Below are 20,237 nucleotides of genomic sequence, written 5' to 3'. Positions count from 1 at the left end.
GTCGGCGGCCTGTGCCACCCCCCGGCAACGACTGAACTACACCGACCAGTTCACCGTCAAGGCGGACGCGTCGTGCCCGTCGGTTCACTGCGTCAGCGTCGTGCTGTCGAAGAGCGTCCCGGTGTCGCTGTACGCGTTGAGCACGAGTTGGGTCGGAGAGACCGAGCACTGCACGTACTCGAAACGCGCCGACCTGTACGCGCTCCAGAACGGCTGGGTCGCCGTGAACTGGTTGAGCCCGTTGCCACCGCCACCGGAGACGACGTACGTCACTCCCGTCGAGTCGATCGCACCCATGCGCAGCGGATGGCTCCGCTCGTAGTTGTGGGAGTTGCCGGAGAGGCAGAGTCTGACCCCGTACTGCTCCAGGAGCGGCACGAGATTGGTGAGGACCGTCGACGAGCTGGAGGTGGTGGTCGTCGAGCTGTAGGGCGGGCGGTGCACGACGCAGATCTTCCACGCCGCCGTCGCGGCGGCGAGATCGGCGTTCACGAACGCGCGCTGCGGGGAGCCGGCCCCCAGGGGCTGCTCGCTGTCGACGACGAGGACGTGCAGGTCGCCCCACCCGTAGCTGTACCAGCGCTGGTTGTTCGGCGACCAGAGGTTCCGCGCCGCCGCGCCGTCGCCGTAGTACTCCTTGTTCCCGTTCGCCGGATAGAGGGTCCGGGTGCGGAGCACCGGGCCGTACTGCTTGTAGAAGCGGTTGTCGAAGTCGGAGTAGAAGTGCGCCGGATCCGGGTCCTGGGCGTCCGGGTACACGTTGTCGCCGAGCGTCTGCACGAACTGGGCCGACGACGCGGCGATCAGGTTGGCGATGCTCGCCTCCTGCGCCGAGCCGCCGCCGAAGTCGCCGACCGCCGCGAAGGTGAAGGCCGTGCCCGCCGCGGGCGCGGTGGTGAAGCTGTTGCCTCCGAGCGTGGCGTTGCCGGACCGCACCTGGTAGACGTACGCGGTTCCGGGCTGGAGTCCGCCGAGCAGCATGGCGTGCTGCAGCCTCGGGGTGGAGTCGTCGACGCTGCCGCTGAACGATCCGATCCCGTAGTCGACCCCGCTGGGAGCCGGAAGGTTGGTCCACCACAGCACGCGTGCGCTCGTCGCGTCGGTCTGGACGACGTAGGGGCCACGGGTGACGAGGACGGTTCCGGCCGCCGGGGTGGAACCGGTCTTCCCCGAGGTGAGTGCGGAGACGTTGCCGGCGGAGTCGACGGCCGCGATCCGGTAGGTGTACGACGTGGAGGGGGAGAGTCCGTTGTCGGAGTACGTCTTGCGCAGCGGCTCCTCCACCGTGGCGATGAGGACGTTGTTGCGGTAGACCTGGTAGCCGGCGACGTCGCTGGAGCTCGACGCCCCCCAGGTGATGTCGAGCCGGCTGTCGGAGTACCGCCGCACCACCACGCTGGTGTTCGACACGGCCGAAGGGGCGCTCGTGTCGCTGGAGGTCTTGGTCGTGACGGCGATGGTGGCCGCCGGGCCGACGTGCCCCGCGACGTCGACGGCGCGGACCGCGAACTGGTAGGCGCGGTTGGCGAACAGCTTGCTCGCGGTGTAGCTGGTGGGTCCGTCGGTCGTCGCGATCTGGACCAGGCTCTCGACCGGCGCCCCGACCGGGCCGCGGAGGATCCGGTAGCCGGTGATCTTGGCGACGCTCGTGGACTTGGTCCAGGTGAGCTTCACGCTCGACGACGTGAGCGAGCTCGACGTGAGGTTGGTCGGCGCCGTCGGCACCGTCGTGGGGTCCTGCACCTGGGTGACCACGACGACGGGGGCCGAGCGCACCGACTCGACCCCGCCGATCACGGTGGTGACCTCGTAGCGGTAGGTCGTCGTCGCCGCCAGCCCGGTGTCCTCCAGCAGGGTGCCCGGCTGATCGGCGATCAGCTGGCCGTCCCGGTAGACCCGGTAGGACTCGGCCCCCGCGACCGCGGTCCACAGCAGGCGTACGGTCGACGAACTCAGCGCTTGACCGGCGAGCAACGCCGGGGGAACCGGATCGTCGGCGGCGCTCGCCACTCGTGGCGAGACGACGACATCGCCGACGTCCAGTACGAGTCCGGCAGCAAGGGCATACGTGACGAAGCTGCGGCGGCTCAGAGCCATGGTCATTTCCTCTCTCGGCCGGCCGGTGTCAACCGCCCTGCACTCACGGTCTCGCCTCGCACACAGCGTGACCGCCGAATGCCCCACAACCTGCCGATTACCCCGAAAGCGGCATGTCGCGGCCCGTCACGCCGCCTCCGGGGTCCGCCTCACGGCCCCTCACGGACGCTCACGGACGCAGGAGGGGAAAGTCGGCCCGGTCCCAGAGCCCGCGGAGGGCGGCGGGCTCGTCCTCCTGCTGTTCCTCCCCGGTCCGCCAGACCATCGCCGGCCCGGTGGCGTCGTCGTACGCCGGCCAGCCCGGCTCTCCACCGGTCGCGAAGTCGGCCCAGGCGCGCACCATCCGGCGGGCCAGTTCGTGGTCGGCGGGGGTGGGGGCGCCGCCGATGAGGAAGGCCACGCACTCCTTGTCGACGTTGCCGAAGGCGAAGGGGATGTCCGCGCAGTGCCAGGCCCGCACGGCCCCGTGCGGGCCGGTGCGCCGGCGGTCGAAGCGCGACAGGAACGCCCGGCCGCCGCCCCGGGCCTGCTGCTCGGCGAGCCGGTTGGCGTACTCGCCGAAGAGGAGGTCGCCGAAGACGGACAGGTAGACGTCGGACAGCGGGGCGTCGGGCAGCGCGGCACGGTAGCCGTCGATCAGGCCGTCGGGGAGACCGAAGTCCTCGGCGAATCGGGAGAGTTGTCCCTCGGTGGTGACCTTCGCGCAGCTGCCCACGGCGTCGAGCAGCCAGTACTCCTCCGTGGTGTGGCAGACGAGCAGGTCCACGTCCCGGCCCGCCCCGGCGGCGAGGCCCGTGAGGGGATCGACGGGCAGGACGTCCCCGTCGAGGACGGGGGCGTAGAGCGAGGGGTCGTAGTGGCGGGATCCGGAGGCGGGGTCGCGCCGGTACGCCTCGACGACCTGGTCGGAGGCGGTGACCAGGGCCTGCGGAGTCGCGGAGGCCAGGCCCTCGGGGGTGGCCGGGCAGCCGGCCGCCGCGGCGATCTCGCGTGTGGTCGCGGCGGCGATGTCGAGGGTGTAGTGGGGGCTGGCGGGGCTGTGGGCGATGGCGCGGTGGAACAGGCCGCGCGCCCGGTCCATCACCATGAGGCAGGCGATCGACGCGGCCCCGGAGGAGTGTCCTGCGACGGTGACGTTGTCGGGGTCGCCGCCGAACGCGGCGATGTTCTCCCGCACCCAGCGCAGGGCGGCGACCTGGTCGAGCAGGCCCCGGTTGTCGGGGTACGACGTCCCTTCGGAGGCCGGGACGTGCCCGAACCCCTCGAAGCCGATGCGGTAGTTGAGGGTGACCACGACCAGGCCGGCGCGGGCGAGGGCGTCGCCGTCGAAGTCGGGCTGGGCCGAGGAGCCGAAGGTGTAGGCGCCGCCGTGGATCCAGACCAGGACCGGCAGGGAGCCGCGGTCCGGAGCCGGGGAGGAGGCCGGGGCCGAGGACGGCGCCGGGGTCCAGACGTTGACGGTGAGGACGTCCTCGTCGCCGGGCGACCATCCGGGCGAGCCGGGCAGCTCCGCCGACTGCGGGGCGACGGGGCCGAAGGCCGTACAGTCCCGTATCCCGCTCCACGCGGCCGCCGGGGCGGGCTCGCGGAAGCGGAGGGCGCCGAACGGCGGTGCGGCGTAGGGGATTCCGAGCACGGCGACCACGCCGTCGGACGCCCGGAAGCCCCGTACCGCACCGCTCGTCGTCTTGAAGATGTCCATGGGGCTCAGCCTGCCATCGCGCCCCCGACCGGCACCAACACCAAGATCAAGACGATTCACGCGCGGTCGATGTCAATCCCCGTCTCAGGGGACGAGGCGGACGACCTGCGGGTCGTGGTCGCTGGCCTGGTCGGCGAACTCGCTGTTGACGTGGACGATGTCGTAGTCGTACGAGGTGAGGGCCGGGCTCGTCAGGATGTGGTCGATGGCCTGCGAGTTGCCCTGGTACACGTAGGTGTAACGCTCCCCGGCCGGGAGGCTGTTGACGAGCGGGGTGAGGACGCCGCCGGAGGTCAGGGTCGTGACCGTGTTGGAGAACTCGAAGTCGTTCAGGTCGCCGAGGACGACGACACGGGCCGAGGGCTGCACGGCGAGGATCTGCTTGACGAAGCCGTTGACCTGCGTGGCCTGCTGGCCACGCTGGGTCTCCGAGGAGCGGGCCGGCGGCTGGAAGCGGGAGTGCAGGGGCTGGTCGCCGCCCTTGGACGTGAAGTGGTTCGCGACCACGAACACGGTCTTGCCCTGGAAGGTGAACTCGCCGACGAGCGGCTTGCGGCTGGCGTTCCAGGCGGAGTCGGACGGGCTGATCCGGCCGGGCGAGACGGACAGGGCGGCGGTGCCGGCGTTGTTCACGACGGAGACGGCGGTGGTGGAGGTGCCGCCGGGGCGGTCGGTGAAGCCGACGCGGGCCGGGTTGTAGAGGAAGCCGACGCGGATGTTGCCGCCGGGCTCGCCGCCGTCCTGGTCGTCGACCGGGTTGATCTGGCGGTACTGGTAGGCGGGGCCGCCCGCGGCCGTGATGGCGGCGATCAGCTTGGCGTAGGTCTGGTCGGCGGCGACGACGCCGTCGTCCGTCGCACCGTTGTTGTCCTGGACCTCCTCCAGGGCCACGACGTCGGGCGAGGCGAGGTTGCGGACGATGCCCGCGGCGAGCCGGTCGAACTTGCTCTGCGGGTCGGTCGGGTCGAGGTTCTCGACGTTGTACGTGGCGACGGCGAGCTCGCCCGCGGTCTGCGCCCGGGTGGTCTCGGGGGCGAGGGCGTTGTCGGTGAGGGTGCCGAGGGTGGTGGCCTGGATGCCGTAGCCGCCGAAGTTGTCGTAGTCGAGCGGTCCCGCGGTCGTGCCGCTGAGCACGTCGCCGACGTCGGCGACCGGGAAGGCGGAGGTCAGCAGGGACTCGACCTTCACCCGGCCGACGTTCTGGGAGGCGTACGAACCGTAGACGGTGCCGCCGCGCGGGGTGGGGTGCTCGGTCGGCTCGGCGGTGACGAAGAGTTCGCTGTAGGGAGTGGTGGCGCCGACGACGCGGGCACCGCTCACCTGGACGCGCATGCCCTCCAGGGACTCGTAGCGGTCGAGGGCGTACGTCGAGGGCGCAAGGGTCAGGCCCTCGATGGAACCGCCCCCGGCGTCGGGCGCGTACGTGTCCGGGATCGAGGCCGCGTCCAGCGTGAAGGCGGCCGGGAGCGCGTTGCCGGTGGAGAGGGTGGAGGTGATCGTCGCGGAGGTCAGCTCGGTGAGCGACTGGCCGCCCTCGGCCGAACCGCCGGGGTAGTACTCGGAGACCGTGCCCCGGACGGTGATCCGGTTGCCGACCTTGGTGGAGGGGGTGGTGGATCCGGTGTAAACGAAGAGGGCTTCGCTGGTGGCGGGGTTGCCGTCGCCGGTCGGATCCTGGATCCAGTATCCACGGGAGGTTCCGGTGGAGCGGATCGCGGTCACGATGCCGGTGACGGTGACCTGCTGGCCGTTGTACGGCGAGAGCCGCTTGGTGCCCTGGACGGCGGCGATCGTGACGGTGGCGGCGTGCGCGGGAAGCGCGAGGAGGCCGGCCGTGAGGGAGCCGACGAGGGCGGTGGCGGCGAGCAGGCCGGTGCGGCGGCCTCGGGCCGCTATGTGACGGGAGGTCATGGGGGTGCCTTTCGCGAGGTGTCGTGGAGGGGTCGCGGAGCACCGCGCCGGGTGTGTGGGGGGACACGCCGTGGCGGCAGGGCAGTTGTAGTGGCGGCGAATGGCGTGGAGGGAACCGGAAGGTGTTCCACGCGTGTCACTTCTACGCGCGTCGCACAGTGTGCCGGTTTTGCCATGTCCCTGTCACTACCTCCTCGCCCGACGCACCGGACCCCCTCCCCCGCACGGGCGAGAGGGGGTCGGTGAGGAGTCGCGGGCGGCGGCCCATGCGATGCGCCCCCGCTCGGCCTCAGCTCAGCCGGGTGTCCGCGTACACGTCCATCGCCCGCTGCTGGTACTCGGCGAGTCCCACGGCGATCCGGTCGAAGTTCTCGCGGAACCGACCGTCCTCGGCATAGGTCTTGGCCAGCCCCCGGTACGCCTCGGCGTTCGGGGTCCAGAAGCGGCAGACGTCCCGGTAGTGGGCGTCCACCTCGGCCTGGACCGCCGGGTCGTCGGCGGGCGTGCCGGCCGCCATGTGCTCCGCGAAGCGGATCATCTGGGCGGTGACCTCGCGCTGCCACTGCTCGGTGGCCTCGGGGGTCAGCCCTTCGACGGCCTGCCGGGACTGCTCGTACGCCTCCGGCCACCGCTCCCGCGTCTCGGCCTCGATCGCCGGGTCGGGCTGGAATCCCTCGAAAAGGTTCTCGGGGCGGTTGATGCTCACCATGTTCTGGTCCTCATTCTGCTGGAGTTCGGCGATGGTGCGGGCGACCGTGCGGGCCAGAGTGCCGAGCCGGTCCTGCTCCGCGAGCAGCCGGGCATGGTGCTCACGGAGAACCGTCACGCGGTCGGCCCCGCTGTCCAGGACCTCCCGGATCTCGCGCAGACCGAGGTCCAGCTCCCTCATGAGCAGGATCTGCTGGAGTCGCAGCAGCTGGGGCTCCTCGTAGTGACGGTGCCCGTCGCTCGCGGTCCACGCGGGTGCCAGGAGGCCGATCTCGTCGTAGTGCCGCAGCGTCCGGGAGGTCACCCCGGACATCCGGGCCACATCCGCGATCGACCAGGCCATGACGGTGTCCTTCCTTCGCCGGGGCCGGCGTGTCCGGCCCCGTTCGAAGACCGTAGGGGTTGCCGCCGCGTCAACCGCAAGTGCGCTCCGGGCGGCGACAGGCCGGGCGGTCCCCTTCTCGGGGGCCGCCCGGCCTCGGCGTACGCGGAGCCCGCTCTCGCGGGGCGGACTGTTATTCGAGGAGTTCCGCGTACGAGCCCATGGCCAGGGCGATGTCCGCCTGGGCCCAGAACCGGTGGTAGGTGAAGACGGGGGCCGTGCCGCCCGCCAGGTAGGCCTCGACCTTCGGCCAGGCCGGGTCGTTCTTGTAGAAGGAGCGGATCGAGGCGAAGGTCGAGGACGAGTTCACCGCGTCGCCGTTCGGCATGACGCCGGTCCAGCCGCTCGGCACGTACACGGGGTCGTCGAAGCGGTTGTAGTCGGCGCGGGTCTCCGGGACGGCGATGCCGAGGGCGTCCCGGTGGTGGTCCCACATGCCGTCGAGGAGGGCCTTGGCGACGCGCTTGGCCTCGGCGTGGCCGGACTTGGCCGCGTAGTAGGTGAGCGTCTTGGCGTAGGCGGCGGCCACGCCGACGTCGTCGGTGTAGTCGGCGACGGTGACGTGCAGTCCGGCGTTGGCTCCGGGGCTCGTCGCGTTCCAGGTGTCGGGCGCGCCGGACCACTGGAGGGTGGAGGGGATGCGGTAGGTGCCGTCCGGGTTGAGCGTGGTCTTCGACAGGGCCCAGCTCACCCATTTGTCGAGGACGGTCTTCGCCTTCGCGTCACCCGTCTGCTGGTAGTACTCGGCGACCCGCTCCATGGACCAGGCCTGGAAGCCGAACCACTGGTTGGACGCGGGGTCGTGGTAGACGGGCTTCTCGTCGTAGTACATGCCGTGGAAGGTGGGGGTGCCGGCCGGCGGGATGGCGTAGCGCCCCTGCCAGCTGTTGGTGGCACCGCCCGCGATGGCGCCCTCGTCCGACTGGAGCCAGCGGTAGAACTCCAGCTGCCGGCCGAGGCTGGTCGCCCAGTCCGCCGCGCCCGTCGCCGACTTGGGCTTGAGCGGGGCGTACGAGCTCAGCGCGTAGGCGGCGAGGGGATTCTGGTAGCCGCTGTGGTTGTGGCTGGAGCCGATGCGCCAGGACCAGCCCGCCGAGGTGTCGGTGGCGCCGCCCCAGGCGTAGTACCAGGACAGCAGGTAGTGGGCGCTGTCCTTGCCGGTGCCGGCCGGGCAGGCGGTCGGCCCGACGCAGTTCCCGACCTTCTTGAAGTACTTGTCGAACATGGCGTACCGCAGGTAGTCGCCCATCTTGGCGGCCTTGCCGACGGTCGTGGCGACCTGGGAGCCCTTGCCCTGCTCCTTGGCCCAGAGGTCGGCCCAGTAGGCGGCCTGGACGGCGCGGGCGTCGGCGTCGGGGGCGTCGGTGAACTTCCACTGCTTGGCGTACGAGGAGTCCCCGGTGAAGAGGTCCAGGTAGCCGTTCTTCCCGCCGTAGGAGAAGTTGTCGCAGGTGGGGTGGGTGACGGTCTCCCAGACGGACTCCTGCGGGCCGCGCTGGAAGGTGTTGATGTACGAGGGACCGGTCGCCGTCGGTCCGGCGGAGCACTTCCCGGGCTCGTTGCCGTAGCCGTAGACGTTGTCGACGTCCTGGATCCAGTGCATCCCGTAGATGTCGTCGGTCCCGTAGGCGCTCTTGAGCTCGGCGGCGATCGGGTCGGAGCCCGAGGTCACCCCGGAGTCGAGCTTCGCCGGGTACTGGGAGGGGAGGTCCCACTCGGGGGCGTACGTCGCCGGCTTGGAGGCGTTGTAGGAGCCGGTGGTGGGCTGGTCGGCGTGGGTGGGGATCATGAACTTCTCCATGGTCTCCCAGGCCCCGTTGAACTTGGTCCAGTCGCCGGTGATCTTGCCGTACATGGCCTGGAGCCAGATGAGGTAGCTGTACGCCTCCGAGGTCGTCTCGTGCCCGTGGTCGGGGGCCTCGACGATCAGGGTCTCGACGGAGTGGTACGGGATGCCCTCGGGCGAGAAGTAGCCGTTGGCCGGGTTGGTGATCTTCCCGTGGAGGTCGAGGAAGCGGGCGTCGTACGTGGAGTTCGCGGCCAGCTGGGCGACGGTGACCTCGGCCTTGGCGTGGCCGGGGGCGGTCGCGGTGAAGACGGCGGAGCCGGTGCCCGTGGCCGCGGCGGCGACGGTCACCTTCTGGGCGGTGTTCCAGTTCGCCGGGGTGAAGGTGAGGGTGGCCGGGCTCGCGGTGAGGTTGGTGTTGCCCGAGGTACGGGCGATGCTCACCGTGACGTTCGAGGTCGGGGCGGTGGAGAGCTTCAGGTCGAAGGTGCCGGTGGAACCCTGGCGTACGCCGAGCTGGGTCGGGGAGGCGACGAGCGCGGGGCCGGCGGCGACGGTGATGCCGACGGGCGCCGACTCGGCGGAGGCGCCGAGGGTGTCGTAGGCCTTGGCGTAGAGGGAGTGGGCGCCGGTGGCGAGACCGGCCGCGCTGTAGGTGAAGGGCGCGGTGGTGTCGGTGCCGAGGAGGGTGGTGTCGCTGTAGAACTCCACCTTGCTCACGGTGGCGCTGTCGGCCGCGGCGGCGGTGGCGGCGAGCGGCACCGCGTCGCCCTCGGTGTAGACGGCCCCGGCGGTCGGGCTGGTCAGGACCGCGACCGGGGGCTGGTGGGCGCCGGCGCACGTGGTGCCGTTCACGGCGAAGCCGGTGGGGGCGGCGTTGGTGCCGCTGTAGGTGAACTGGGCGCCGGTGGTGGTGGCGGCGCCCGCGGCGAGGGTGCCGTTCCAGGACGCGTTGGTCACCGTGACGTTCTTGCCGGACTGCGACCAGACGCCGTTCCAGCCGTTGGCGAGCTTCTGGTCGCCGGCGTAGGAGTACGTCAGCGTCCAGCCGTTCAGGGGCTCGGCGGCCCGGTTGGTGAGGGTGAGTTCGGCCGTGAAGCCCGAACCCCAGTCGTTGGTCTTGTAGTCGACGCTGCACTGGACGGCGGCGGCCTGGGCGGTCGTGGCGCCGACGGCGGTGGCGGCCCCGACGGCCGTGAGGCCGAGGGGGAGGGAGAGGGAGAGGGCCGCGGCCAGGGCGGTCAGCTGCCGTCGTGGTCGCGTTCTCTGTCGGAGACGTGCCATGGGGGTGGTTCTCCTCGCGGCTCGGTGGGGTCGGTGATGCGAAGAGCGAAGGTGCGACAGTCGGACTCTGAACCAGTGGGAGCGCTCCCACTGTGCAGTTGGGGTCCAATGCCGTCAAGGTGTGTGCGGAAGTCGAAGCCAAAAGCCGGGGAATTTACCCAACTCCTCTTTTCCTTGGCATCAGTTGGCGCTACGGTCTGCCCCGACCCAGTGGGAGCGATTCCGTCCGGCCGGCACGCCGTCAGGGGTGTGCCCTCGCTGCGAGGACTCGCTCATGCGACATCCCCCACGTCTTTCCGCGCTGCTCGCAGGAGCGGCGCTCACGGTGGCGAGCACCGCTCTCGCCGTCGTGGGTACGGCCGCCGGAGCCTCGGCCGCACCCGCCTGCACGGTCGAGTACTCGGTCACCGGACAGTGGTCCGGCGGCTTCCAGGGTGCCGTGACCGTCACCAACAACAGTTCCGCGCTGACGAGTTGGAGCCTCGGCTTCGACTTCCCGGCCGGCCAGGTGGTCGGTCAGGGCTGGGGCGGCAAGTGGTCCCAGTCCGAGACGTCGGTCACGGTCGTCAACGAGAGCTGGAACGGCGCGCTCGGCACGGGCGCGAAGGTCTCGGGCGGCTTCATCGCGTCCTGGACGGGAGCCAACACGGCACCCACCGCGTTCACGCTCAACGGCACGCCGTGCAACACGGACGGGCCGACGCCGACGCCGACCCCCACTCCGACCACCCCGACGACCCCGCCCCCCCCCCCCACCACTCCCCCGACGACCCCCACGACCGCTCCCCCGACCACTCCCCCGACCACGCCGCCGACGACACCCCCGACCCCCGTCACCGGCGCACCCGAACTGACCGTCTCCGGCAACAGGTTCACCGACCAGAACGGCGCCACCCGCCGCCTCCTCGGCGTCAACCGCTCCGGCGGCGAGTTCATGTGCGTCCAGGGCTACGGCTTCTTCGACGGTCCCGTCGACGACGCCTCCGTCCGGGCCATCGCCGACTGGAAGGCCAACACGGTCCGCATCCCCCTCAACGAGGAGTGCTGGCTCGGTCTCGATCACATCAAGCCCGAGTACCGCGGCGCGAACTACATCGCCGCGGTCAAGGACCTCGTGGCCAAGGTGCTCGCCCACGGCATGACCCCCGTGGTCGAACTGCACTGGACTCACGGCCAGTACACCGGGAACTCGTCCGGCTGCTCCGACGTGCACGCCTCCTGCCAGAAGCCGATGCCGGACGCCCAGTACACCCCGGCGTTCTGGACCTCGGTCGCGAACACCTTCAAGAACGACAAGCGGGTCGTCTTCGACCTGTTCAACGAGCCCTATCCGGACCGGGCGACCTCCACCGCGGCGCAGGCCTGGTCCTGCTGGCGCGACGGCGGCACCTGCCCCGGCATCGGCTACGAGGTCGCCGGCATGCAGGACCTGGTGGACGCCGTCCGCGCCACGGGGGCGAGGAACCTCGTCCTCGTCCCGGGTCTCGCGTACTCCAACGACCTCAGCCAGTGGCTCGCGTACCGCCCCACGGACCCGGCGGGCAATCTGGCCGCCGCCTGGCACGTCTACAACTTCAACACCTGCGCCGACGAGACGTGCTGGAACACCGCTCTCGCCCCCGTGGCCGCCCAAGTGCCGCTCCTCGCGGGCGAGATCGGCGAGAACACCTGCGGACACGCGTTCGTCGACCGCGTCATGAAGTGGTTCGACGACCGCGGCCTCTCGTACCTGGGCTGGACCTGGAACACCTGGAACTGCAACTCCGGCCCCGCGCTGATCACTTCGTACGACGGAACTCCCACCGCATTCGGCATCGGGCTGCGCGACCACCTGCGCGCCCTCACCCCCTGAGAGGAACCCCCACACCATGAGCCGCACCAGCCGCACCGCCCTCCTGGCGGCACTCGGCCTCGTCACCGCGACCGGAGCCACGGCCACGGTCTTCGGCGCCACCGCCGGCGCAGCCACCCCGGGCTGCAAGGTCGACTACACCATCACCAACCAGTGGAACACCGGCTTCGGCGCCAACGTCGTCGTCACGAACACCGGCGACCCGATGTCCTCCTGGACCCTGGAATGGTCGTACGGCGGAAACCAGCAGGTCACCCAGGGCTGGAACGCCACCATCACCCAGTCCGGGGCCGCCGTCACCGCCAAGAACATGTCCTACAACGGCGCGCTCGCGACCGGTGGTTCGACCTCCTTCGGATTCAACGGCTCCTACAGCGGCACCAATGCCGTCCCGGCGACGTTCAAGCTGAACGGCGTCACCTGCAACACGGCCACGCAGCCGACCACCCCGCCGACCACCCCGCCCACCACTCCCCCGACGACGCCTCCGACCACACCACCCACCACCCCGCCCGCCGGCACCAAGGTGGACAACCCTTACGCCGGCGCCAAGGTGTACGTGAACCCCGAGTGGTCCGCGCATGCGGCGGCCGAGCCGGGCGGCAGCAAGGTCTCCAACCAGCCCACCGGCATCTGGCTGGACCGGATCGCCGCCATCAACGGTTCCGGCACCTCCATGGGCCTGCGCGCCCACCTCGACGAGGCCCTGAAGCAGAAGGGCTCCGGCGAGCTCGTCGTCCAGCTGGTCATCTACGACCTGCCCGGCCGCGACTGCGCCGCCCTCGCCTCCAACGGCGAGCTCGGCCCGACGGAGATCGGCCGCTACAAGACCGAGTACATCGACCCGATCGCCGCGATCCTCGCCGACTCCAAGTACGCGGGCCTGCGGATCGTCACCACGGTCGAGCTCGACTCGCTGCCCAACCTGGTCACCAACGTCTCCGGGCGTCCCACGGCCACCGCCAACTGCGACGTCATGAAGGCGAACGGCAACTACATCACCGGCGTCGGCTACGCGCTCAAGAAGCTCGGCGCGATCGCCAACGTCTACAACTACCTCGACGCCGGCCACCACGGCTGGCTGGGCTGGGACGACAACTTCGGCCCCTCCGCCGAGCTCTTCAAGCAGGCCGCCACGGCGGAGGGCTCGACCCTCTCCAACGTCCACGGCTTCATCGTCAACACCGCCAACTACAGCGCCCTGAAGGAGGACCACTTCACGATCGACGACAGCGTGAACGGCGTCTCCGTGCGCCAGTCCAAGTGGGTCGACTGGAACCGGTACACCGACGAGCTGTCGTACGCCCAGGCCATGCGCGCCAAGCTGGTCTCGCTCGGCTTCGACCCCAACCTCGGCATGCTGATCGACACCTCCCGCAACGGCTGGGGCGGCACCGCGCGGCCCACCGGCCCGGGCGCGACGACCAGCGTCGACACGTACGTGAACGGCGGCCGCTACGACCGGCGCATCAACCCCGGCAACTGGTGCAACCAGTCCGGAGCGGGTCTCGGCGAGCGGCCCCAGGCGGCCCCGGCCACGGGCATCGACGCGTACGTCTGGATGAAGCCCCCGGGCGAGTCCGACGGCGCCTCCAAGGAGGTCCCGAACGACGAGGGCAAGGGCTTCGACCACATGTGCGACCCGACGTACACGGGCAACGTCCGCAACGGGAACAGCATGTCGGGCGCGCTGCCGGACGCCCCGCTCGCGGGCAAGTGGTTCTCGGCCCAGTTCCAGGAGCTCCTGAAGAACGCCCACCCGGCGCTGTAGCACTCGCCGCGGCACGCGTGCCGACGACCCCACGGGATCCGGATCCCGTGGGGTCGTCGGCACGCGTGCCGCCCGAGTGGGTGTGATCGTGGGTGTGAGCTACGAGGGGGCGGCGAGCGCCGCGTCGCGCCAGAAGACGAACAGCTGCTCCGGGTCGCCGGCGTACGACCACGGCACCCGGGTCGCCCGGTTGCCCAGCGTCCGGAAGACGTCGGCCGCCTCCCGCTTCATGCCCGCGCGGACCAGGCCGTGGGCCAGATGGTTGAGGTCGGCGACATCCTGCGCGCATTCCGCCGTCCGGGCACCGATCCACTTCTCCAGGACGACGCGGAGATCCCGCTTGGCGGCCTCGCTGTTCCAGTGATACGTCAGACCGACGGCGGTGCGGCCCTCCGTCTCCACCCGGTGGCGGTACTCCTCCGAGCGCGCCACCAGCGGAAGCACCGCGAGCGGCGAGCCGGCCGGTGCGTAACCCACCACGTCCCAGGCGAAGTTGGCCGCCTGGCCGTGGGACCCGTGCCAGCGGGCGGAGAGGTGGCGCAGCGCCTGGTGATGGCCTTCGCGGTGGTACGGGTCCCGGGCCAGGAGCTCCTTCCACCAGTACCCCATGTCCGGGTGCCCGCCCTCGTACAGCCGGCCGAGGGAGATCAGCGAGACCCAGGGCTGCGGGTCGACGGGGGCCAGCTCGGACGCCTGGAGGCAGAGCCGCGCCACCCGGTCCAGGCCGTCCGCCGGCGGAGAGGCACCGGCGCGCGCGGCGCCGAACATCCGCATCACCTCGGTCTCCGCATACAGCACGGCGGCGTCCGGGTGTCCGGGCTCGGACGCGTGCCAGACGTCCACGGTGCGCCGCCCGGCGGCGGAGTCGGCGAGCAGCCGTACGCGGTGCGAGCGGCGGTCCCAGTCGTCGCGGGGGTGCTCCGCGAGCAGGTCGCGGGCGCCCTCCCAGCGCCCCATCAGCATGTCCTCGCAGCCTTCGGCGAGGGCGCGGTCGCCGAAGGTCCGGTCGTAGCTGGGTCGTCCGGAACTGCGGCGCAGCCAGGCTGACATGGGGGTGCTCCTCGCGGGTCGGTCGGTTCGGAATCCGTCGGAAGCAGTTCGGATCCATCAGAAGCAGTCCGGATCCATCAGAAGCGGTCCGGGATCCGTCGGAAGCGGTTCGGGAGCCGTCAGAAGTCGGAGAGGACGTCGTCCCGCCGCGCGGATCCGGTGAGCGCCGGATCCAGTGCCGGACCCGCGTGGAACTCGCCCCCGGCGTCCGCCTGTCCGGGGTGCGCCGCCAGGGAGGACAGCGGCCTCGGCCGGAAGTACGAACTGCCCTGGAACCACGAGACGAGCACCGGAAGCAGCCCGAACGCCAGGGCGACGAGACCGGTACCGAGCGCCTGCGCGCCGAGTCCGGGGAGCGACTGGGCGAAGATCCAGGCCATGAAGAGTGCTCCGCCGAGCGGCCACAGTCCGATGAAGACCAGATTGCCCAGGGACCTGAACAGGACCTTGCGGTGGGCGACGACGACGGAGAGTCCGGCGAGCGCGTAGTAGAACGCGATGTGCAGGCCGACGCCGCCGACCGCGTTCTCGACGAACTCCGAGCCCGATCCCGCCGTCGTGGAGGCGATGATGAGCACCACCGCGACGGACGCCACGGTGAGGGTGGCCCCCCAGGGGGTCCGCCACTCGGCGTGGATGCGGCCGAAGGCGCGGGGCATCGTGCGGTCGCGGCCCATGGCGAAGAGCGTCCGGGTGGCCTGGATCAGGGTGGTCTCCAGCGTGGCGACGGTCGACAGCATCACCGCCAGGGCGAGCAGCCGGCCGCCCCAGCCCGGCCAGATGGACTCGCCGAGCGCGGAGAGGTACCCGGCCGGGTCGTCCGCGATCGCCGCGGGCCCGAGGACGGAGATCGCGGAGACCGTGAAGAGCACGAAGACAGTGGACGTGAGCACGACGCCGATCAGGCCGCCGAGGCCGGAGGCGCGCCGGCTGTCGCGGGTCTCCTCGCTGAGGTTGCTGGTGACGTCCCAGCCCCAGTAGGTGACTCCGGCGATCAGGGCTCCCGCGACGAAGGTGTGCGAGGCGTCGAAGTGGGCGAAGCCGAGCCAGGAGGGGGAGAACGCGGCGGCCTTCTCGTCCACGAGCAGGCCGGCGACGGCGAAGACCAGCAGCAGCACGAGTTGTACGGCGCCGAGGACGGTACGGGCGAGGCCGCTGATCCGGCTGCCGCGCATGGCCACCAGGGCCATCAGCAGGAACCAGCCGACGCCGATGCCGGTGGCGAGGCCGGTCTCGCGGGCCAGGGCGGGGTCGATGAGCGAGAGCGTCGCGCCGCCGGCCGGCACGGTCGCGGAGACGAGGAAGACCGTGGCCGAGCAGACCACGGCCCAGCCGCTCAGGAATCCGAGGAAGGGATGGAGGGAGCGGGCGACCCAGCTGTACGAGGCGCCCGCGTTGACGTCGAGCCGTCCGAGGTGACGGAAGGCCAGGGCGATGCCCACCATCGGGATCGCGCAGTACAGCAGGACGGCGGGGGCGGCGAAGCCGGCGGCGGCGATGACGAGGGGAACGATTCCGGCCACGGTGTACGCCGGGCCGCACCCCACGATCGCCATCACCACGGAATCGAACGTGCCCAGGGCGTCGGCCCGCAGACCACCGCTCCCCTCGGTACCGGGCCTGTTGCTCAACGGTCGCGCCTCTCCGGAGAAGGAAGGGTGGAGGCTGACCGTCTTCTTTCGGCCAGTTGCACGAGATCTTCCTCAAGCATCCGGAAATACACAAGGGACAGAACGCGATTTCGGTTGATCAAATAGAGATGGAGCGCTGGCTTCCTCCTCTCTAAAGCTTGACAGCTTCGGATTTCGTTGTTTCCAGGCCGTTCAACAACGCCGGTGTATGCCCCTCAGCTCGACTCCCGCACGATCAGCTCCGTGGGCAGGACATGCCGGCGCGGCTCCTCGGGGCCGGTCGTCGCGATGTCCCGGAGCAGCATCCGCGCCATCGTGCGGCCCATCTCCTCGATGGGCTGCCGCACGCTCGTCAGCGGCGGGTCCATGAGCCGGGCGACGGCCGAGTCGTCGACGCCGACGAGGGCCACGTCCTCCGGCACCCGGCGGCCGGCCTCCCGCAGCGCTCCGCGCGCGCCGGCCGCCATCACGTCGGAGGCGGCGAAGACGGCGTCCAGGTCGGGCCTGCGGTCCAGGAGTTCCCGCATGGCGCGCCGGCCGCCCTCCTCGGTGAAGTCTCCGGCCGAGACGAGGCCCTCGTCGGGCGGGAGTCCGGCTTCCGTGAGGCCGGCCCGGTAGCCGCCGAGCCGCGCCCTGGCCACGTACATGTCGAGGGGTCCGGCGACGGTCGCGATGCGGCTCCGGCCGCGCGCCACGAGGTGGGCGACGGCCGCCCGCCCGGCGCCGATGTTGTCGGAGTCGACGTACGGCACGGGCTCGGCCTCCGTGCGGCGGCCGTTCATCACGACCGGGAGGCCGAGGTCCCTGACGCGGTCGGGCAGCGGGTCGCCTCCGTGGACCGAGGCGAGCAGCACGCCGTCGACGCGCTGGGCGGCGAGGTACTGCTCGAAGCGCTGCCGCTCCTGTTCGCTGCGGACCAGGGTGAGCAGCAACTGCTTGTCGTCATCGGCGAGTTCGGCGCTCACCCCGCGGATGAGGTCGAGGAAGTACGGTTCCGCGAAGAGCCGGGCCTCGGCCTCGGGGATGACGAGCGCGATCGCGTCGGTGCGACTGCCGGCCAGGGCGCGGGCGGCCTGGTTGGGTACGTAGCCGAGTTCGGCGACGGCTCGGGCGACGGCCGTTCTGGTCCGCTCGCTCACCCGCGGGGAACCGTTGATCACCCGGGAGACCGTGCCCCGGCCGACCCCGGCCCTGGCCGCGACCTGCTCCAGGGTGGGTCTGCCGCTCTGCCGTCCGTTCACGACTCCCGAACTCCCCTCGTAGGACAACACGCCGCCCACCTGCCCGGACGGATCCCGGGATCTCATGGGAGCGCTCCCAAAATAGTCCACGGCCACCCCGCCGCGCCACGCACCCGCGTTCAGAAGGTGACGGCCCGGAACGCCGCCGAGCCGCGCGAAACCCCCGGAAAACCTTCCGGTAACGAATCCGCGTTCATGTCTTGACACTCGCACCCGCCAGGCAGCAACCTTCCGGCAACGACGTGGGAGCGCTCCCATCAGGGATGCGCACAGCCTTGCATCAGGTCCTGGCGGACACCGCCGAGCCGCGATCGGCCGACCGGGCCCCTGGCACACAGAAGACGCACCAAGAGCACCACCTTTGGACGAGGAGAGTGGAATGCGCACTTCCAGCAGCAGACGCGGGCGCCGTACGGCGATCGCGGCGGTCGCCGTCGTCGTGACCGGCACGACCCTGCTCACCGGTTGCGGCAGCGACGACGACGGCAAGGGCGGCGCGAGCGGCCAGGGCTCCGGGAAGATCACGCTGCGGATCGGGACCTTCGGTTCCTTCGGCTACGACAACAAGACCGGCGCCAAGCTCTACGCCGAGTACGAGCGGCTCCACCCGAACATCAAGATCGAGGAGTCGAACGTCTCCGACGGCCAGAAGTACTGGGACACGCTGAAGCTGCGCCTCGCCCAGAACAGCGGCGTCGCCGACATCCAGGCCGTCGAGGTGGGCTACATCGCCGAGGCGACCGGCACGGCCATGGCGAACAAGTGGGTCGACCTGGGCAAGGAGGGCGGCGCGAACCTCGGCGCCTTCCTCGACTGGAAGGTCAAGCAGGCGACGACGGCCGACGGCAAGGTCATCGGGCTCGGCACCGACATCGGCCCCATGGCCATCTGCTACAACAAGGACCTCTTCGCCAAGGCCAAGCTGCCCACCGACCGCGACGCGGTCGGCAAGCTGTGGGCCGGCGACTGGTCCAAGTTCATCGAGACCGGCGAGAAGTACAAGAAGGCGGCGCCCGCCGGCACCGCCTTCCACGACTCCGCGAGCGGCCTCTTCAACGCCGTCGTCTCCAGCGACCCCGTGCAGTACGCCAACGCGAGCGGCGAGCTCGACTGGGAGAACAGCCCCGGCGTGAAGAAGGCCTGGGAGACCGCCGTGAAGGCGGCCCAGGGCGGACTCACCGCCAAACTGCGGCAGTTCGACGAGAAGGGCACCTGGAACGCGGCCTTCAAGAACTCGAAGTTCGCCACCGTCGCCTGCCCGAGCTGGATGACCGGCATCATCAAGGACCAGGCGGGCCCCGCCAACCAGGGCAAGTGGGACATCGCCGCGCCGCCGGTCGCCGGCAACTGGGGCGGTTCCTTCCTCGCCGTGCCGAAGGCCGGCAAGCACACCAAGGAGGCCGCCGAGCTCGCCGCCTGGCTGACCGCCCCGGCGCAGCACGCCAAGGTGTTCGCGGTGAACGGCAACATCCCCTCGTCCAAGGACACGCTCCTCTCCTCGGCGGTCCAGGAGGCGAAGCTGCCCTACTTCGGCGACACCCCCGTCGGCAAGATCTTCTCCAGCGCGGCGGTCGGCATCACCCCCGCCACCATCAGCCGCTACGACGGCCAGGTGAAGACCTTCCTCACCGACAACGGCATCCTCGACATCGAGCAGCGCGGCACCGACCCGGCCAAGGCCTGGGAGAACGTCAAGAAGCTGGTCGACGACAAGATCGACCAGTAGCGGGGGCGCCCGCCGGTCCGCCGCCGCCTGCCGGGCGGCGGACCGGCACCGTCCGCACCACCGCACGCATCGACCTGGAAGGACGCCCCCGTGGCCACCTCCGTCCGGGCGGAGCGGGACGACTCCCTGCCGCCCGCCGCACCGCCCTCCTCCCCCGGCTCCCGGCGCCGCCGCTCCTCCCCGGGCGGCCTGCGCAGCAGGCTCTACCGCTGGGACATCAAGGCGATCCCGTACGTCTTCATCGCCCCCTTCTTCCTCACCTTCGCGGCCTTCGGCCTCTTCCCGCTGCTCTACACGGGCTGGCTGTCGCTGAACCGGGTCGAGCTCGGCGGCGATCCGACGTGGAAGGGCCTGGAGAACTACACCGACCTCGCGACCAGCGAGTTCTTCTGGAACGCCCTCCTCAACACCTTCACCATCGGGGTGATCTCGACCGTCCCGCAGCTGCTCATGGCCCTGGGCCTGGCACACCTGCTCAACTACAGGCTCCGCGGCCGCGGCTTCTTCCGGGTCGCGATCCTCGCCCCGTACGCCACCTCGATCGCGGCGGCGACCCTGGTCTTCGCCCAGCTGTTCAACACCGACTACGGGATGATCAACGGCCTGCTCGACTGGATCGGCATCGGCCCGGTGGACTGGGAGTCGTCCAAGTGGCCGGCGCAGATCGCGATCTCGGTGATCGTCACCTGGCGCTGGACCGGCTACAACGCGCTGATCTACCTGGCCGCGATGCAGGCCGTGCCGCAGGACCTGTACGAGGCGGCCTCGCTCGACGGGGCCTCGCGGTGGCGGCAGTTCATCAGCGTCACCATTCCGTCGATCCGGCCGACGATCCTCTTCACGATCATCGTCTCCACCATCGGCGCCACCCAGCTGTTCGGCGAGCCGATGCTCTACGGCGGCAGCGTCGGCATCAGCGGCGGCAGCGGCAACCAGTTCCAGACGCTGAGCCTGCTGATGTACGAGAAGGGCTGGGTGACCGGCGCCCTGGGGCAGGCCTCCGCGATCGCCTGGGTCATGCTCCTGCTCCTCCTCCTGATCGGCGGCGTCCAGGCACTCGTCTCCCGCCACAACCGCAAGAAGCTGGGGGGATGAC

General features: G+C 70.7%; 12 protein-coding genes. 4 read left to right on the top strand and 8 right to left on the bottom strand.

Annotated features, from left to right (window positions below):
- Window positions 1–84 precede the first annotated feature (84 nt).
- The 5 genes from SVTN_RS32850 to SVTN_RS32830 all read right to left on the bottom strand — a co-directional run bounded on the left by SVTN_RS32850 (window position 85) and on the right by SVTN_RS32830 (window position 9,870).
- Window positions 85–2,097 (bottom strand): fibronectin type III domain-containing protein, encoded by a 2,013-nt coding sequence (locus SVTN_RS32850; RefSeq protein WP_159026530.1) that lies wholly within the window; start codon window positions 2,095–2,097, stop codon window positions 85–87.
- A gap of 169 nt (window positions 2,098–2,266) precedes the next feature.
- On the bottom strand, window positions 2,267–3,799 hold the full coding sequence (locus SVTN_RS32845; RefSeq protein WP_041132352.1) for a carboxylesterase/lipase family protein: 1,533 nt from the start codon (window positions 3,797–3,799) through the stop codon (window positions 2,267–2,269).
- An 84-nt stretch (window positions 3,800–3,883) separates the two neighbouring features.
- On the bottom strand, window positions 3,884–5,710 hold the full coding sequence (locus SVTN_RS32840) for an endonuclease/exonuclease/phosphatase family protein (protein WP_041132351.1): 1,827 nt from the start codon (window positions 5,708–5,710) through the stop codon (window positions 3,884–3,886).
- Window positions 5,711–5,999: 289 nt separating this feature from the next.
- Complete coding sequence (locus SVTN_RS32835; protein ID WP_041132350.1) at window positions 6,000–6,761, bottom strand: MerR family transcriptional regulator; 762 nt, start codon at window positions 6,759–6,761, stop codon at window positions 6,000–6,002.
- A gap of 172 nt (window positions 6,762–6,933) precedes the next feature.
- Complete coding sequence (locus SVTN_RS32830; protein WP_041132349.1) at window positions 6,934–9,870, bottom strand: glycoside hydrolase family 48 protein; 2,937 nt, start codon at window positions 9,868–9,870, stop codon at window positions 6,934–6,936.
- A gap of 274 nt (window positions 9,871–10,144) precedes the next feature.
- On the opposite strand from SVTN_RS32830, the gene SVTN_RS32825 reads away from it, so the two are divergent.
- On the top strand, window positions 10,145–11,722 hold the full coding sequence (locus tag SVTN_RS32825; protein WP_078908599.1) for a cellulase family glycosylhydrolase: 1,578 nt from the start codon (window positions 10,145–10,147) through the stop codon (window positions 11,720–11,722).
- A 16-nt stretch (window positions 11,723–11,738) separates the two neighbouring features.
- Window positions 11,739–13,493, top strand: a complete 1,755-nt coding sequence (locus tag SVTN_RS32820) for a glycoside hydrolase family 6 protein (protein WP_041132348.1) — start codon at window positions 11,739–11,741, stop codon at window positions 13,491–13,493.
- 99 nt (window positions 13,494–13,592) lie between these two features.
- Here SVTN_RS32820 and SVTN_RS32815 read toward each other — a convergent pair whose 3' ends face one another.
- The 3 genes from SVTN_RS32815 to SVTN_RS32805 all read right to left on the bottom strand — a co-directional run bounded on the left by SVTN_RS32815 (window position 13,593) and on the right by SVTN_RS32805 (window position 17,415).
- Window positions 13,593–14,543 carry a hypothetical protein gene (locus SVTN_RS32815; RefSeq protein ID WP_041132347.1) on the bottom strand — a complete coding sequence of 317 codons (951 nt, stop codon included), beginning with the start codon at window positions 14,541–14,543 and terminating at the stop codon, window positions 13,593–13,595.
- A gap of 119 nt (window positions 14,544–14,662) precedes the next feature.
- Window positions 14,663–16,174 (bottom strand): APC family permease, encoded by a 1,512-nt coding sequence (locus tag SVTN_RS32810; protein WP_063782295.1) that lies wholly within the window; start codon window positions 16,172–16,174, stop codon window positions 14,663–14,665.
- 215 nt (window positions 16,175–16,389) lie between these two features.
- Entirely contained in the window at window positions 16,390–17,415 is a 1,026-nt protein-coding gene (locus SVTN_RS32805; RefSeq protein ID WP_041132346.1) for a LacI family DNA-binding transcriptional regulator, read from the bottom strand.
- Between the two features lie 379 nt (window positions 17,416–17,794).
- Between SVTN_RS32805 and SVTN_RS32800 the strand changes: the two genes are divergently transcribed.
- On the top strand, window positions 17,795–19,141 hold the full coding sequence (locus SVTN_RS32800) for an ABC transporter substrate-binding protein (RefSeq protein ID WP_041132345.1): 1,347 nt from the start codon (window positions 17,795–17,797) through the stop codon (window positions 19,139–19,141).
- 90 nt (window positions 19,142–19,231) lie between these two features.
- Window positions 19,232–20,236, top strand: coding sequence for a carbohydrate ABC transporter permease (locus tag SVTN_RS32795; protein WP_041132344.1), 1,005 nt, complete (start codon window positions 19,232–19,234; stop codon window positions 20,234–20,236).
- Window position 20,237 lies beyond the last annotated feature (1 nt).

Origin of the sequence: Streptomyces vietnamensis (genome assembly GCF_000830005.1) — a bacterium.
GTDB lineage: Bacteria > Actinomycetota > Actinomycetes > Streptomycetales > Streptomycetaceae > Streptomyces > Streptomyces vietnamensis.
Note: the sequence above shows the minus strand (reverse complement) of the source record. Positions and strands in the feature narration are given on the sequence as shown.